Here is a 14,389-nt window from a genome sequence, read left to right on the forward strand (position 1 = left end):
CTCTATAGATATTCTGTATGTTCTTGTTGGATCTAAGTTTATAGCGATAATGTCTATGCTTTAAACATTTCTGCAACTTTAGGATGAGCGGTTAGCTGCAGTAGCTGGTAGAAAAATTACAAGAATATCAGCTATAATGGCAAAGTTTTTAGGTGGAATTTTGCTCTGTTCAATAACAATAATCAGTCGTATTTCAGTGGTGCTGAAGGCTGGCTGACTTAGTGAGCAGAAAACAAGGTTTCGGATTTTTTAGTTAGATTGGGTGAGGCGAATGATCAGGATCAAGAAAGGTCTGGATCTACCGATAACGGGCGAACCGGCGCAGACAATTGAAGAGGCTGCAAAAGTAAGTTCGGTCGCACTTATTGGTTATGATTATGTTGGCATGAAACCAACCATGGCCGTTAAAGAAGGTGACCGTGTTAAGCTCGGGCAAGTGATCTTTACCGATAAAAAAACCGAAGGCGTTCAATATACAGCTCCTGGTGCAGGTGTGGTCAAAACGATCAACCGGGGTGAGCGCCGTGTATTACAGTCTGTCGTCATTGAACTGGATGCTGAAGAAGAGGCTATCGAATTCAGCCAATATGCAGCCGACCAGTTGGCTACATTGACACGTGAACAGGTGCAGGAGAACCTGGTTCAGTCAGGTCTCTGGACAGCTTTGCGTACCAGACCTTTCAGTAAAGTACCTGCAGCGGGAACAGTGCCTCACTCCATCTTCGTCACTGCCATGGATACCAATCCTCTTGCAGCTGATCCGCAGGTAATTATTGCTGAGCAGGAAGAGGCTTTCAAACAAGGCTTGGCGTTACTGACCAAGCTAACTGATGGCAAGGTGTATTTGTGTAAAGCACCGGGTGCAGCCATTCCATCGGTTGATGGTGTGGTCACTGAAGAGTTTGACGGCCCGCACCCTGCAGGTAATCCCAGTACGCATATTCACTTCCTGGACCCGGTATCTCAGCAGAAAACTGTCTGGCAGATCGGTTATCAGGATGTCATTGCCTTCGCTAAGCTCTTTACCACAGGACGTTTGCATCTGGATCGAGTCGTCGCTTTGGCAGGCCCACAGGTTGAAAAACCGGTGCTGATCCGTACCCGTGTCGGCGCCTGTCTGACTGAGCTGACTGCCGGTAAACTGCGTAGTGGTAAGAACAGAATTATCAGCGGTTCCGTTTGGAATGGTATGACAGCCTCTGGCCCGCTGGGTTATTTGACTCGTTATACCAATCAGCTCTCTGTGTTACTGGAAGGTGATGAACGTGAGTTCATGGGCTGGATTGCTCCGGGCAAAGACAAGTTCTCGGTACTGAACATGTTTATTTCCAAGTTTGCACCAGGTAAGCGTTTTGCCTTTACCACCACTACCAATGGTTCTGAACGAGCCATGGTACCGGTAGGGCAATTCGAGGAGCTGATGCCTCTGGATATTCTGCCGACGCAGCTGATGCGAGCACTCGTCACTGGCGATATTGTGCTGGCTATGCAGCTGGGTTGTCTTGAGTTGGATGAAGAGGATGTTGCACTCTGTTCTTTTGCCTGTGTAGGTAAGTATGAGTACGGCCCGATTCTCCGTGACAATCTGACGCGCATTGAAAAAGAGGCGTAGGAGACAGGCATGAGTATTAGAGCTGTTTTAGATAAAATGGAGCCGCATTTCCACAAAGGCGGCAAATATGAAAACTGGTATGCTCTGTTTGAAGCTGTGGATACTATTTTCTATACGCCGGGTAAGGTCACCCGTGCCGGTGCACATGTGCGTGATGGTGTTGACCTGAAGCGTATGATGATACTGGTGTGGATGTGTACCTTTCCTGCCGTTTTCTTTGGTTTGTACAGCGTCGGCCTGCAAGCTAATACGGCTATGGCGCAACTGGGGCTAACCGAAGCTGAGGGCTGGAGAGGCTCTATTCTGAGCGCTTTGACCAGTTATAACGCCAGCAGCCTGTGGGATAATATTATCCACGGTGCGGTATACTGGTTACCCATCTATGCTGTGACCTTTATTGTCGGTGGCTTCTGGGAAGTCCTGTTCGCCATGAAGCGTGGCCATGAAGTCAACGAAGGCTTCTTTGTCACATCGATCCTCTTCTCACTGATTTTACCGGCTACAATTCCGTTGTGGCAGGTTGCACTGGGTATTACCTTTGGTGTTGTGATCGGTAAAGAAGTGTTTGGTGGTACCGGTAAGAACTTCCTGAATCCTGCCTTGACTGGTCGTGCTTTCCTTTACTTTGCCTACCCGGCCCAGATATCCGGGGATGCGATCTGGACTGCTGTTGATGGCTTTTCCGGTGCTACGCCACTGGGTTTGGCAGCGATGGGCGGTGTGCAGGAAATTATTGGTGCAGGTGTCACCTGGACCAGTGCATTTATCGGCACGATTCAAGGATCGGTCGGTGAGGTGTCGACTCTGGCGATAATCATTGGCGGTGCCATTATAATGTATGCCAAGATCGCGGCCTGGCGTATTGTCGCGGGTGTGACAGTCGGTGTTATCGGTACAACCTTGCTATTCAATATCATAGGTTCTGAAACCAACCCGATGTTTGCGGTACCTTTCTGGTGGCACTTCGTCATTGGTGGTTTGGCATTTGGTATGTTCTTTATGGCAACGGATCCGGTATCGGCTTCGATGACCAATACGGGTAAGTGGATATTCGGTGCGTTGATCGGTGTGATGACCATTCTGATCCGTGTCGTTAACCCTGCCTTCCCGGAAGGTATCATGCTGGCGATTCTGTTCGCCAACCTGTTTGCGCCGTTAATTGACAACTTTGTTGTTCAGGCGAATATCAAACGGAGGATGTCACGTAATGTCGTCTAATAAAGATTCTATCGGAAAAACAGTTACCGTAGCCTTGGTGCTGTGTGTAGTCTGTTCTGTTGTTGTATCGGCGGCGGCTGTCATGCTTAAGCCCATGCAGCAGTACAATATGGATCAGGATCGTAAATCCAATATACTTCGTGCTGCAGGCATTACCGATCCGAGTAAAACTGTTGATGAGTTGTTTTCACAGATTACAACTCGCACGGTTGATCTGGAAACCGGGGAGTTTACGGATGAATTTGTTCCTGCGGCGGAAGATTTCCGTCGTGCTGCCGGTGATCCTGCCTTGTCCGAGTCGCTTGATCGTCGTGAGGATATTGCTTCTATCAAACGTCAACCCAATATCATGCCGGTGTATATAGTAGAAGCTGATGATGGCTCTATCGATACCTTAATCTTACCGATTTATGGTTATGGTTTGTGGTCTACTCTGTACGGCTTTCTGGCGCTGGAAGGTGATCTGAATACGGTTGCCGGACTGGGCTATTATGAGCATGCGGAAACCCCTGGGTTGGGTGGCGAAGTCGATAATCCGGACTGGAAAGCTTCCTGGGTCGGAAAAGAGATTTATGCGGGCGAATCAACAGCTGAACCTGCGTTGCGAGTGATCAAGGGGTCTGTGGATCCTTCACAGTCTGGATCTGAGCATCGTATCGATGGTTTGGCAGGTGCAACCCTGACATCCAACGGTGTCACCAATATGATCCGTTTCTGGATGGGTGAAACGGGTTTCGGTCCGTTTATTGCCAATCTGCGTGAAGCCCATGCTTCAGGTACAGCCGAGTTGGTTGAGCCTGAAGCCGATGCTGATGCGCTTGAAGTGGATGAGGTGTAATCATGTCAAATACTAAAGAGATTATTTTAACGCCAATTTTCAAGAATAACCCTATTGCACTTCAGGTGTTGGGGGTTTGTTCTGCATTGGCGGTAACCACTAATATGAATAATGCAGTGGTTATGACGCTGGCTGTTATGATGGTAACAGCGTTTTCTAACTTGTTCATTTCGCTGATCAGATCACAGATACCCAGCAATATCCGTATCATCGTGCAGATGACGATTATCGCGTCTCTGGTAATCGTTGTGGATCAGGTGCTAAAAGCAGTTGCTTATGATGTTTCAAAGCAGTTGTCGGTGTTTGTGGGTCTGATTATCACGAACTGTATCGTGTTGGGTCGTGCTGAAGCCTTTGCAATGAAAAACCCACCTTTACCAAGCTTCATTGATGGTCTGGGTAATGGTTTGGGCTATGGCTTTGTCTTGCTGTTTGTAGCTTTCTTCCGTGAACTGCTCGGTGCTGGCAGCTTGTTTGGCTTTGAAATTCTGCCATTGGTTACCAATGGCGGCTGGTATAACAGCAATGGCTTGTTCCTGTTACCTCCCAGTGCATTTTTCCTGATTGGTATCCTGATCTGGGTGATACGTACCTGGAAACCAGAGCAGGTTGAACAGCCTGATTTTGTTATTGCCCCTAACACCAGTAAGGAGGCTGTGTAAGTCATGGAACAATATATCAGTCTTGCTATTCGGGCCATATTTGTCGAAAACATGGCATTGGCTTTCTTTCTGGGGATGTGTACCTTTCTGGCTATTTCCAAAAAGGTACAGACCGCGCTTGGTTTAGGTATTGCGGTGGTGGTGGTATTGGTTATCACCACGCCGATTAATAACCTGATCTACAACTATCTCTTGCGTGAAGGCGCTTTGAGCTGGGCCGGTTACCCTGATGTCGACCTGAGTTTCCTGGGTTTTATCTCTTATATCGGCATCATCGCTGCGGTGGTGCAAATACTGGAGATGTTCCTGGATAAATATGTACCGGTTCTGTACAACGCGCTGGGTGTTTTCCTGCCGTTGATTACGGTGAACTGTGCCATTCTGGGTGCGGCATTGTTTATGGTGGAGCGTGATTACACTTTTGGCGAAAGCATCGTTTATGGTGCGGGCGCGGGTATCGGTTGGGCTCTGGCGATTACAGCGCTGGCGGGTATACGCGAGAAGCTTAAGTACAGCGATGTACCTGCAGGTCTGCGTGGTTTAGGTATCACTTTCATTATTGTGGGATTGATGTCTCTTGGCTTTATGTCGTTCTCCGGCGTATCGCTTTAATCCACTGGGACAACAATAGAAGGGTGGAATAAGCTGATGAATGCAGAAATTATTCTGGGCGTGGTTATGTTTACGGCGTTGGTGCTGGCAATGGTTGCCATCATTCTGGTCGCACGCTCAAAACTGGTGAGTACCGGTAATGTCACTATTGAAATCAATGGTGATCCGGAAAAAACAATTACCGTGCCAGCAGGTGGAAAGCTGTTGAATGCCTTGTCTGATCAGGGTGTGTTCCTGGCGTCTGCCTGTGGTGGTGGCGGTACCTGCGCACAGTGTAAATGTGAAGTACATGAAGGTGGCGGCGCTATGCTGCCAACTGAAGAGTCACACTTTACGCTGCGCGAAGCCAAAGAGGGCTGGAGGCTTTCTTGTCAGGTGCCAGTTAAACAGAACATGAAAATTGAAGTCGAGGATGACGTTTTCGGTGTCAAAAAGTGGACCTGTACGGTTGAGTCCAACCCTAACCTGGCCACGTTTATCAAGGAGTTGACGCTACGTTTGCCAGACGATCAAAGCGTTGATTTTCGCGCCGGTGGTTATGTGCAGTTGGAATGTCCGCCACACGTAGTGAACTATAAAGACTTTGATATAGAAGAAGAGTATCGAGGTGATTGGGATAAGTTCAATATGTGGCGGTATGTCTCTAAAGTGACTGAGCCAACAATACGTGCTTATTCTATGGCGAACTATCCGGAAGAGCGTGGCGTGGTGAAATTCAATATTCGTATTGCGTCTCCACCACCGGGCACTGATTTACCACCAGGGATTATGTCGTCCTATGTGTTTTCGTTAAAGCCAGGCGATACCATTGATGTGTACGGACCCTTTGGTGAGTTTTTTGCCAAGGAAACCGAAAACGAAATGGTGTTTGTTGGTGGTGGTGCCGGTATGGCGCCAATGCGTTCACACATCTTTGATCAGTTGTTGCGCTTGAAGTCCAAACGCAAGATAACCTTCTGGTATGGTGCGCGTTCATTACGTGAAGCCTTCTATGTCGAAGAGTTTGACAAGCTAGCTGCAGAAAATCCCAATTTCACCTGGCATTTGGCGTTGTCTGATCCGCTACCGGAAGATAACTGGGAAGGCCCGACGGGCTTTATTCACAATGTGCTGTATGAAAACTATCTAAAAGAGCATGAAGCCCCGGAAGATTGTGAGTACTACATGTGTGGGCCACCCATGATGAACTCGGCCGTGATCAAGCTGCTGGAAGATATGGGTGTTGAGCCTGAAAATATCCTTCTGGATGATTTCGGCGGCTGATCCTAGCCAACTCACCCCTAAGTTCGTTAAAATGGTCGGTAACGCAAGTTCCGGCCATTTTTTTTGGCTGGCCGCCCTGTCTTTATTCAGTGTATTAATTGCTTGCTCATTATTTGGAGTCCGTTATGGAAGTATTTGTTATTACGCTAGTGATTCTGTTATTGCTCACCTTGGGAATGTCGGTGGGAGTAATCATGGGGCGCAAGCCGATTGCGGGTTCCTGCGGTGGTATGAGCTCGCTGGGCATGGAAACAGCCTGTGATATTTGTGGTGGCGATAAAGAAATCTGTGATGATGAAGATGAAAAGCAGCGTATTATCAGTGCAAAAAAGCAGGGTGATACCGACCTTGCCTATGAGGTTAATTCTAAAGGTTAATTGGCATTAAGGGCCATGCAGGCTAGGCTTGATGGTTCGCGTTATATCTGAATGCTTTCAATACTTGTATAGTATTCAATAACCATAAAAGGGGATAGTGAATGGCTGAGTATAACTACGATGTCGTAGTCATAGGTTCTGGGCCGGCAGGTGAAGGCGCTGCCATGAACGCGGCTAAAAAAGGGCTGCGTGTTGCTGTAATTGAAGAACAGGACACCGTTGGTGGTAACTGTACCCATAAAGGCACTATCCCCTCCAAAGCCTTGCGTCACTCGGTTAAACAGATTATTGAGTTTAATACCAACCCGATGTTTCGTGATATCGGTGAGCCTCGCTGGTTCTCTTTTCCCAAGGTGCTGCGACGTGCCGAAAAAGTTATTTCCAATCAGGTGATGCTGCGCACCAATTTTTATGCACGTAATCGTATTGACGTTTTTTTTGGCTTTGCAACTTTTGTAGATAAAGGGCAGTTGAAGGTTAAAAGTACCGGACATGATGAAGAAATACTGCGGGCGAAAAACTTTATCATAGCTACAGGTTCCAGTCCTTGGTGTCCTGCCGATGTCGACTTCAACCATCCGCGCATATACAACTCTGACTCTATTTTGAAGCTGAACCATACACCACGCACCATGGTGATCTATGGCGCGGGCGTCATAGGTTGTGAGTATGCATCAATTTTCAGTGGTTTGGGTGTCAAGGTAGATCTGATTGATAACCGCGATCGCTTACTCTCCTTCCTGGATGCGGAGATATCCGACTCGCTTAGCTATCATCTGCGTAATAATGCCGTCAAAATTCGCCATAATGAAGAATATCAAAGCATTGTCGGCGATGAGCGAGGCGTTACTGTCGAATTCAAATCAGGCAAGCGCCTGCGTGCGGATGCATTTCTCTGGTGTGCGGGACGCTCCGGAAACACCAAAGGTCTCGGCCTGGATGCTATTGGCCTGAAAGCCAATAGCCGTGGGCAGATTGAAGTCGATGAGCATTATAAAACGGCCTGTGAAGGTGTGTATGCCGTCGGTGATGTAATTGGCTGGCCGAGTCTGGCATCCGCTGCGCTGGACCAGGGACGTGCCGCTTCCTCTGACTTGTTGCAAGCGGATGATTTCCGTTATATCAATGATGTACCAACAGGTATTTATACCATTCCTGAAATCAGTTCAGTGGGTAAAACTGAAGAAGAGTTGACTCAGGATTGTGTACCCTATGAAGTCGGACAGGCCTTTTTCAAGGATACCGCGCGTGCGCAGATTTCCGGTGAGCCTGTGGGAATGTTAAAAATTCTTTTCCATCGGGAAACCTTTCAGATTCTGGGTATTCACTGCTTTGGTGATCAGGCCTCAGAGATTATCCATATCGGTCAGGCGATCATGAGCCAGGAAGGTAAGGCGAATACATTGAAGTATTTCGTTAATACCACCTTTAACTATCCGACCATGGCAGAAGCCTATCGGGTGGCTGCAATTGCAGGTATTAATCGCGTCGACAATCTTTGATTGGATTGAGGGGTGAGTGCCATGCTGGGGGGGTGTCGCTCTGGTATGGCTTGTGGGTTGGTGCCGCACTGGGGTGGTGTCGCTTTGGTGTGGTGCGCGGGTTGGTGCCATGCTGGGGTGGTGATATCGCTTTGGTGTGACACGCTTTTCGTCATCCATGACCGCTCGGCTGTCGCCATCCATGGCGCCAGACGGTCACCCCAAAGCGATACACCACCCTGCCGAAACCCAGTGCCAGCTTGCATATAAAAAGCATGATCACTGCTTAGATCTCGGTATTCAGTTTCGAGTTCGACAGCATGCTAGGGATTTTCCGCAAATACCGATTTTAAGCAGACTTTCCGCTGGCACCCAAGTTTGGGAGGGTTGATGGGATCGGATATGGCTGACCCTGTGCGCCAGGGAAGGCGCACTGGAGCCATCAGGGATGATTTCACGGCGAGTCAGACAGATCCGATCCCATCAGCCCTGGATCAGCCACAAGACTACACGTAATGGTAGAGAGAATTACTCACCCGGTTTTTTGTATACATCATCTTCGTAATAGCGGCCACTGATTTCGAGCTTCTTTTCAATCAATCTGTTCAGATATTTCCAGATGAAAAAAGCTGGTGTCATCATAATCATGATGGCCAGCGTCAGCGCGGCTCCTCCATGACTGGTGGGTGACAGGCTGATGGCCCAATCCAGAAAGCCGGTTTTCCGTCCCAGGTAAAACCATAGAATTAAAAAAACAAAGCCGCCAGCGACACCTAGATGATGTAACAGTTTTTTTTGGGAATCAGTCATCTGTCGACTCTATCGGCTGGGCTTTATGCTGATCAATCTGTGAGCGCAAAATCAGTCTGGCTAGCTCCATGCGACAGGCTTCTGGCATGCGCAGGAATTCCAGTCCTATATCATATCCACCCCCTTCCTGAGACTCGCAGCGCTTAACTTCCGTCATTAGCCTGAGTCCTGTTTCAGATTCTGGCATGAACAGGCGTATAGAGGCTTTCTCACCGATAGCAAGAGAGATTGGATAGCTTAAAGACAGGCCGCCTTCACTCAAATTCACCAGATCTGCACGAATATTGAATCCGGGTTCATCGCTGGCGGTCAGGGAGTTGGCAATGACATCAGTTTTCTGGTTCAGAAGCTGAAACAGTTGCAGCAACTTGTCTGATGCATCATCAACACTGGAAAGGTGTTGTTCGATAGCTAGATTCAGATGTTGCAGTTCCGCGTGCAACATAAAATGCGGCGAAACTTTAAAGGTTCCTGGTAAGGGGTAATCCTGTGGCTGAGTATCTGTTTCCAGAAGTTGAAACTCCAGTGCAACCCACTTGTCAATGCGATAGAATTGTCGGCGATCCTGTTCCAAAACGTTTCTCCGTTGTGTTGTTTGCCGGTTTATCGGTCGAGTATAACGAATAATCCCATCAATCTGTTATAGGCAGCTTCAGCTGATATTGGTTTAACCCAGCTATGTTCAGACCTTTTTCGCTTTTTGTCGGTCTCCGCTACACCGCCGCCAAACGTGGCAACCATTTTATCTCATTTATTTCATTGGTTTCGATGCTTGGATTAACCTTGGGGGTAGCGGCGTTGATCGTTGTACTGTCGGTTATGAATGGTTTTGACCGTGAGCTTCGTCAGCGTATTCTGGGTATGGTGCCACATGCCACGTTGAGCGATTATCAAAGTGAAATGTATGACTGGCAGGCGGTTAGCGAGCGCGTTAAACGCTCATCCCAGGTGATTGCATCAGCACCTTATATCCATGCTCAAGGCATGCTTACTCACGCCGGTCAGGTTCAGGGTGTGTTGGTCAATGGTATTAGCCCTGAGTTGGAAGCCGATGTTTCTATCATTGAAGATCATTTTATGTCCGGCTCACTGGATTCGTTAGTCGCTGGTGATTTTAACATCATACTCGGTGAACTCCTGGCCAGGCACTTGGGTGCACGTCCTGGAGATCTTATTACCCTGGTATTGCCTGAAGCCTCTGTCAGCATTGCTGGTATTGTGCCGCGGATGAAACGCTTTACAGTCGCGGGTATTTTCTCGGTAGGAGCTGAGCTGGATGCCAGCATGGCCTATATCCATATTGATGATGCCGCTCGCATTAAACGCATGCCTGAGGGGAGTGTGGATGGGCTGCGTATTGCGTTTACAGATCTGTTCCAGGCGCCGCTTCTAGTCAGAGAGTTGGCTTCGGAACTGGCTCGACCCATGCAGGTCTCTGATTGGACACGTACTCATGGCAATCTGTTTCAGGCCATTCAGATGGAAAAACGCATGATTGGCTTGTTACTGTTTCTGATCGTGTTTGTTGCAGCGTTTAATATTGTCTCCACGCTGGTCATGGTGGTGACAGACAAGCGGGCTGATATTGCCATTTTGCGTACTATGGGCGCCACTCCAGCGATGATACTGCGGATTTTTATGATACAGGGGGCGGTGATAGGTTTTATCGGCACTACACTGGGTTTGATTTTGGGGGTAATACTGGCCCTGACGGTCAGTGATTTGGTATCTGGCTTTGAGCGCCTGATGGGAATAGAGTTTCTGTCGGCCGAGGTCTATTTTATCAATTATCTGCCGTCTCAGGTTAAAGTGAGTGATCTGGTTACGATCGTCACGACTGCCTTGTCGATCAGTTTCTTTGCTACTCTCTACCCAGCCTGGAAAGCCTCAAGAACTCAGCCAGCCGAGGCATTGCGTTATGAATAACTCCAAGGTACTAAATGCAACGCAGATCAGTCGTTGTTATCAGGAAGCTGGGCAAACATTGCAAATTCTGGATCAATTGGATTTCAGTGTTAATAAAGGGCAGCGCCTGGCTATAGTCGGTAGTTCCGGTAGTGGTAAGAGCACGCTGTTAAACATCCTCGGAGGGTTGGAGAAGCCGGATACCGGTGATGTTATTTTGCAGGGCGACTCACTTTACAGTGTTTCTGAAAACCGACGTTGCCGTATTCGCAATGAAAAGCTGGGGTTCGTTTATCAGTTTCATCATTTGTTGCATGAGTTTAGCGCGCTGGAAAATATTGCTATGCCCTTATTGATTCGGGGTGAGTCTGCGACAGTTGCCAGCGAGGCAGCTGAACTGTTGTTGCAGCAGGTTGGTTTAAGCCACAGAGCCAGTCATAAACCAGGACAACTCAGTGGCGGTGAGCGTCAGCGTGTTGCAATTGCCCGTGCGCTGGTGACACATCCAGCCTGTGTACTGATGGATGAGCCAACTGGCAATCTGGACCGGCACACTGCTGATGAAGTCCAGCGTTATCTGGATCATCTGAATCAGGAGCTGGGGATTGCCTTTGTCGTGGTCACCCACGATCTGAATTTAGCGGCGCGTATGGATCAGGTATTTTTACTGCAAGACGGGCGCTTGGTAGAGCAAGCCGGGGATTAGTTGGGGTTGTTATTCTGATCAAGCTGCTGGCGTTTCAGGCGTTCTCGTCCCCGCTTTATCCAGCTGCGGCGTACCTGGATAGTCCAGAGGACTCGAATGCCTATAAATCCTATGATTCCGGCAACCAGTCCTGAAATCAGGGAACCCAGCACCAGAGGGCGCCAAATGTGTTTGAAATTATCGTAAAGGGTATCCAGGTGCCAGACCATGACATCAGCATGATCGTCAACCCCCAGAATCAACTGTCCAATACGGTAAGAAAAATAGAGCATTGCCGGCATGGTTATTGGATTTGAAATCCATACCAAGGTAATGGAAATCGGTAGGTTCGAACTCATTAGCACGGCCAGTATAGCGGCGACAACCATTTGAAAAGGCATGGGAATAAAAGCACAAAAAATCCCCACCAGAAATGCCAGGGAGACAGAACGATGAGAGAGGTGCCAGAGCCCCGGATTTTTGATATGTTCACCTAACCAACTAAGGTGTGGGTGATTCTTGACCCAGTGTGGGTCTGGCATGTATTTTTTCAGGGTTTTACGCGGCATGATCAACTAATCAAGGATGGGTGATCCGAGTATTATGCCGTTTTAGACCTGTCAAACCAATAGCAAGGATCAAGGATGATCGCTTATCTCTCCGGCCTGTTCGTCGTCACTTTTTTACCCCGACTTTCCCTTGTCTGGCTGTTTGTGTTGCTACTGCCTCTGAGCTGGTACCACAGGCTACGCCGGTTAATATTGTATTTTTTTGCGGGTGTGCTGGTGGCCAGTATTTATGGTGCTTGGCAATTACAGCATCGTTTACCAGCTGCCTTGGATCGTACTGACTCTGTGTTTACCGGCATTGTCGCCGACTTACCTGAAAATAATGAGCAGCGTACGCGTTTTATCTTGTCTGTTGAGGCTGGCGAGAGTGTGGATCCGGCATTACAGCGGCTGCGCAGGATTCGGGTTAATCAGTATCATCTGCAAGATGAACAAGCCAAGCCGATAGCCGCTGGCGATAAGTTGACCCTGTTGCTGAAGCTGCATACTCCACATTTTATGCAAAATCCAGATGCTTTTGATCTGGAATTGCACTTTCTGCGTTCGGGTTGGGATGCCAGCGCTACGCTACTGGAGGTAATTGAACACCAACCAGGCCATAATAAATTCCAGTCAGTACGAGAGCATTTTCGAACCTATTTGAAACGCGAGTTTGCAGCTTCTGATGCTCACTGGTTGTTGCCTGCGATCTTATTGGGTGATCGTTCAGCCATGACAGATGAACACTGGCTGATACTGCAACGTACCGGTACAGCGCATCTGCTGGTAGTGAGCGGTTTGCATATAGCCGTGATGACGGGGGTCGGGTTGTTGTCCGGGCGCGTGTTTACGAGTTTGATGCTGCTGGCTGGGATACGGCATAGCTACCTGCGCACATTGCCATTATTGCTGGCATTGATAATGGCTACGGGTTATGCAGCTCTAGCCGGATTTAATTTGCCAGTTCAGCGTGCCTGGTTGATGGTTTGCGTATTTCTGGCTGGGGAGTGGCGGCTGCTGCAGTTTTCCGGTTGGATGCGCTGGCGTATCGCATTGATAGCAATAGTAACGTTGCAGCCCTTGGCTGTAATACAACCTGGAGCCTGGATGTCCTTTGCGGCTGTGGCATTGTTACTGTTCTTGTCAGATTGTCATCGATCCAGGCATAAAGAGTGGTTGGGCCAGTTGTTCAGAGCGCAGTGGTTTATTTTTATTGGCATGCTACCGGTTATGGCGGTGGTGTTTCAGCAGTTGGGTTTGGCCGCCCCGGTGATTAATATTTTTACCGTTCCCATATTTTCATTATTTATAATGCTATTGCCAGCTTTTCTATTGGGCGTGTTTTTAGAATGGACTTGGGTGATAGAGGTTCTGGTGTTGTTTATAGATGGTTTTTGGCTGCTCTTGCAACATCTGTCACAAATACCTGGCGGATATCATGCCCTTGTTAAGCCTTCGGTAGTGGTGGTGTTATTGCTTGTTCCTCTACTAATTAGCTTGCTGGCCCCTTTGCCTTGGCGCTGGAAATGGACGGCGCTACTACTGTTTATCCCCTTGATCTGGCCGCCATCAGATAAGCCATCAACTGGCGATTTTCGCGCAATAGTGTTCGATGCCGGACAGGGACTTGCCGTGCTCATAGAAACACAGGAGCATCTGCTCATGTATGATACTGGGCCAGGTTATTATGGCGGTGGTAGTGCTTGGTCTTATGCTGTTGAGCCCTGGTTTAAAGCCCGAAATATAGATTATTTGGATCACTTGGTGGTGAGTCATAACGATCTTGATCACGCTGGTGGCTTGAGTGCTTTGAAAACCCGCTTAGAAATTAGGCGACTGGAGTCGGGTAGTCCGATACAGCAGCAGAACTTTTTGTCTTGTCATCAACACCAGAGTTGGGAATATGATGGCGTCAGCTTTCGTTATTTGACCGATATGCCGCCAGTCACGACTAATGAGAATGATCATTCTTGTGTGCTTGAGGTGCGCAATGCGGACTGTGCTTTGTTCTTACCGGGAGATATCCGGGTTACAACCGAGTATGATTTGATTCGCAGTAAGCGTCTTGAGCCTGTTACATGGCTGGTTGCAGCACACCATGGCAGTAGCAGTTCTTCTAGCATAGCTTTTATCGACAGCTTACTACCAAAAGCAGTCATTTATGCCGCTGGCTTTAATAATCGTTATAACCACCCGGTTGCTGAGGTTACAGAACGATTTAGACGTCGTGGTATCGAGGCTTATAATACGGCTGAAATGGGCGCAATTACCCTGGATGCAAAAGCGGGGCAGTGTCGGGAATCTGTGCAAAGGCAACAAAAAAGACGTTATTGGACAAGTGGTTGATCTGCTGTTTTTATGTGTTTCATGGTAGAGTT

15 protein-coding genes are annotated in these 14,389 nt (G+C 48.3%); 12 read left to right on the forward strand and 3 right to left on the reverse strand.

Features of this window, described 5'->3' with window-relative positions; genetic code table 11:
- Positions 1-271: 271 nt before the first annotated feature.
- The 9 genes from F5I99_RS08240 to F5I99_RS19825 all read left to right on the forward strand — a co-directional run bounded on the left by F5I99_RS08240 (position 272) and on the right by F5I99_RS19825 (position 8,579).
- Positions 272-1,612 (forward strand): Na(+)-translocating NADH-quinone reductase subunit A, encoded by a 1,341-nt coding sequence (locus F5I99_RS08240; RefSeq protein WP_151054898.1) that lies wholly within the window; start codon positions 272-274, stop codon positions 1,610-1,612.
- Between the two features lie 9 nt (positions 1,613-1,621).
- Positions 1,622-2,830, forward strand: a complete 1,209-nt coding sequence (locus F5I99_RS08245) for an NADH:ubiquinone reductase (Na(+)-transporting) subunit B (RefSeq protein ID WP_151054900.1) — start codon at positions 1,622-1,624, stop codon at positions 2,828-2,830.
- Positions 2,820-3,668 (forward strand): Na(+)-translocating NADH-quinone reductase subunit C, encoded by an 849-nt coding sequence (locus F5I99_RS08250; protein ID WP_151054902.1) that lies wholly within the window; start codon positions 2,820-2,822, stop codon positions 3,666-3,668. The genes F5I99_RS08245 and F5I99_RS08250 overlap by 11 nt, the downstream gene beginning before the upstream one ends.
- Positions 3,669-3,670: 2 nt before the next feature.
- Positions 3,671-4,330: an NADH:ubiquinone reductase (Na(+)-transporting) subunit D gene (locus F5I99_RS08255; RefSeq protein WP_151054904.1), complete on the forward strand. Its 660-nt coding sequence runs from the start codon at positions 3,671-3,673 to the stop codon at positions 4,328-4,330.
- A gap of 3 nt (positions 4,331-4,333) precedes the next feature.
- Entirely contained in the window at positions 4,334-4,942 is a 609-nt protein-coding gene (gene nqrE / locus F5I99_RS08260) for an NADH:ubiquinone reductase (Na(+)-transporting) subunit E (protein WP_036518690.1), read from the forward strand.
- Between the two features lie 36 nt (positions 4,943-4,978).
- Complete coding sequence (gene nqrF, locus F5I99_RS08265; RefSeq protein ID WP_151054906.1) at positions 4,979-6,205, forward strand: NADH:ubiquinone reductase (Na(+)-transporting) subunit F; 1,227 nt, start codon at positions 4,979-4,981, stop codon at positions 6,203-6,205.
- A gap of 125 nt (positions 6,206-6,330) precedes the next feature.
- The gene (gene nqrM / locus F5I99_RS08270) at positions 6,331-6,582 is read left to right on the forward strand and encodes a (Na+)-NQR maturation NqrM (RefSeq protein ID WP_151054908.1); all 252 of its coding nucleotides are present in this window, start codon (positions 6,331-6,333) and stop codon (positions 6,580-6,582) included.
- 101 nt (positions 6,583-6,683) lie between these two features.
- A complete protein-coding gene (gene sthA, locus F5I99_RS08275) occupies positions 6,684-8,084 on the forward strand; it encodes a Si-specific NAD(P)(+) transhydrogenase (protein ID WP_151054910.1) in 1,401 nt (466 codons plus the stop codon).
- 369 nt (positions 8,085-8,453) lie between these two features.
- A complete protein-coding gene (locus F5I99_RS19825) occupies positions 8,454-8,579 on the forward strand; it encodes a hypothetical protein (RefSeq protein WP_267903007.1) in 126 nt (41 codons plus the stop codon).
- A gap of 12 nt (positions 8,580-8,591) precedes the next feature.
- Here the strand turns inward: F5I99_RS19825 and F5I99_RS08280 are convergent, their stop codons facing one another.
- Positions 8,592-8,873, reverse strand: coding sequence for a hypothetical protein (locus F5I99_RS08280; RefSeq protein ID WP_151054912.1), 282 nt, complete (start codon positions 8,871-8,873; stop codon positions 8,592-8,594).
- A complete protein-coding gene (locus tag F5I99_RS08285) occupies positions 8,866-9,447 on the reverse strand; it encodes a PilZ domain-containing protein (RefSeq protein WP_151054914.1) in 582 nt (193 codons plus the stop codon). The genes F5I99_RS08280 and F5I99_RS08285 overlap by 8 nt, the downstream gene beginning before the upstream one ends.
- A 104-nt stretch (positions 9,448-9,551) precedes the next feature.
- On the opposite strand from F5I99_RS08285, the gene F5I99_RS08290 reads away from it, so the two are divergent.
- Both F5I99_RS08290 and F5I99_RS08295 read left to right on the forward strand, forming a co-directional pair.
- Complete coding sequence (locus F5I99_RS08290) at positions 9,552-10,799, forward strand: lipoprotein-releasing ABC transporter permease subunit (RefSeq protein ID WP_151054916.1); 1,248 nt, start codon at positions 9,552-9,554, stop codon at positions 10,797-10,799.
- Complete coding sequence (locus tag F5I99_RS08295; protein WP_151054918.1) at positions 10,792-11,484, forward strand: ABC transporter ATP-binding protein; 693 nt, start codon at positions 10,792-10,794, stop codon at positions 11,482-11,484. The genes F5I99_RS08290 and F5I99_RS08295 overlap by 8 nt, the downstream gene beginning before the upstream one ends.
- Here the strand turns inward: F5I99_RS08295 and F5I99_RS08300 are convergent.
- Complete coding sequence (locus F5I99_RS08300) at positions 11,481-12,032, reverse strand: DUF2062 domain-containing protein (RefSeq protein WP_151054920.1); 552 nt, start codon at positions 12,030-12,032, stop codon at positions 11,481-11,483. The two genes, F5I99_RS08295 and F5I99_RS08300, sit on opposite strands and share 4 nt — an antisense overlap.
- Before the next feature lie 75 nt (positions 12,033-12,107).
- On the opposite strand from F5I99_RS08300, the gene F5I99_RS08305 reads away from it, so the two are divergent.
- Positions 12,108-14,357, forward strand: a complete 2,250-nt coding sequence (locus F5I99_RS08305; RefSeq protein WP_151054922.1) for a DNA internalization-related competence protein ComEC/Rec2 — start codon at positions 12,108-12,110, stop codon at positions 14,355-14,357.
- Positions 14,358-14,389: the final 32 nt, after the last annotated feature.

Source organism: Nitrincola iocasae (assembly GCF_008727795.1).
Lineage (GTDB): Bacteria > Pseudomonadota > Gammaproteobacteria > Pseudomonadales > Balneatricaceae > Nitrincola > Nitrincola iocasae.

Bases quoted from the DNA above. Each gene is read 5' to 3' on its own strand.
- F5I99_RS08255 (WP_151054904.1), top strand. From the start codon at position 3,671: ATGTCAAATACTAAAGAGATTATTTTAACGCCAATTTTCAAGAATAAC.
- F5I99_RS08245 (WP_151054900.1), top strand. From the start codon at position 1,622: ATGAGTATTAGAGCTGTTTTAGATAAAATGGAGCCGCATTTCCACAAA.
- F5I99_RS08290 (WP_151054916.1), top strand. From the start codon at position 9,552: ATGTTCAGACCTTTTTCGCTTTTTGTCGGTCTCCGCTACACCGCCGCC.
- sthA (WP_151054910.1), top strand. From the start codon at position 6,684: ATGGCTGAGTATAACTACGATGTCGTAGTCATAGGTTCTGGGCCGGCA.
- nqrE (WP_036518690.1), top strand. From the start codon at position 4,334: ATGGAACAATATATCAGTCTTGCTATTCGGGCCATATTTGTCGAAAAC.
- F5I99_RS08305 (WP_151054922.1), top strand. From the start codon at position 12,108: ATGATCGCTTATCTCTCCGGCCTGTTCGTCGTCACTTTTTTACCCCGA.
- F5I99_RS08240 (WP_151054898.1), top strand. From the start codon at position 272: ATGATCAGGATCAAGAAAGGTCTGGATCTACCGATAACGGGCGAACCG.
- F5I99_RS08280 (WP_151054912.1), bottom strand. From the start codon at position 8,873: ATGACTGATTCCCAAAAAAAACTGTTACATCATCTAGGTGTCGCTGGC.
- F5I99_RS19825 (WP_267903007.1), top strand. From the start codon at position 8,454: ATGGGATCGGATATGGCTGACCCTGTGCGCCAGGGAAGGCGCACTGGA.
- F5I99_RS08250 (WP_151054902.1), top strand. From the start codon at position 2,820: ATGTCGTCTAATAAAGATTCTATCGGAAAAACAGTTACCGTAGCCTTG.
- F5I99_RS08300 (WP_151054920.1), bottom strand. From the start codon at position 12,032: ATGCCGCGTAAAACCCTGAAAAAATACATGCCAGACCCACACTGGGTC.
- F5I99_RS08295 (WP_151054918.1), top strand. From the start codon at position 10,792: ATGAATAACTCCAAGGTACTAAATGCAACGCAGATCAGTCGTTGTTAT.
- nqrM (WP_151054908.1), top strand. From the start codon at position 6,331: ATGGAAGTATTTGTTATTACGCTAGTGATTCTGTTATTGCTCACCTTG.
- nqrF (WP_151054906.1), top strand. From the start codon at position 4,979: ATGAATGCAGAAATTATTCTGGGCGTGGTTATGTTTACGGCGTTGGTG.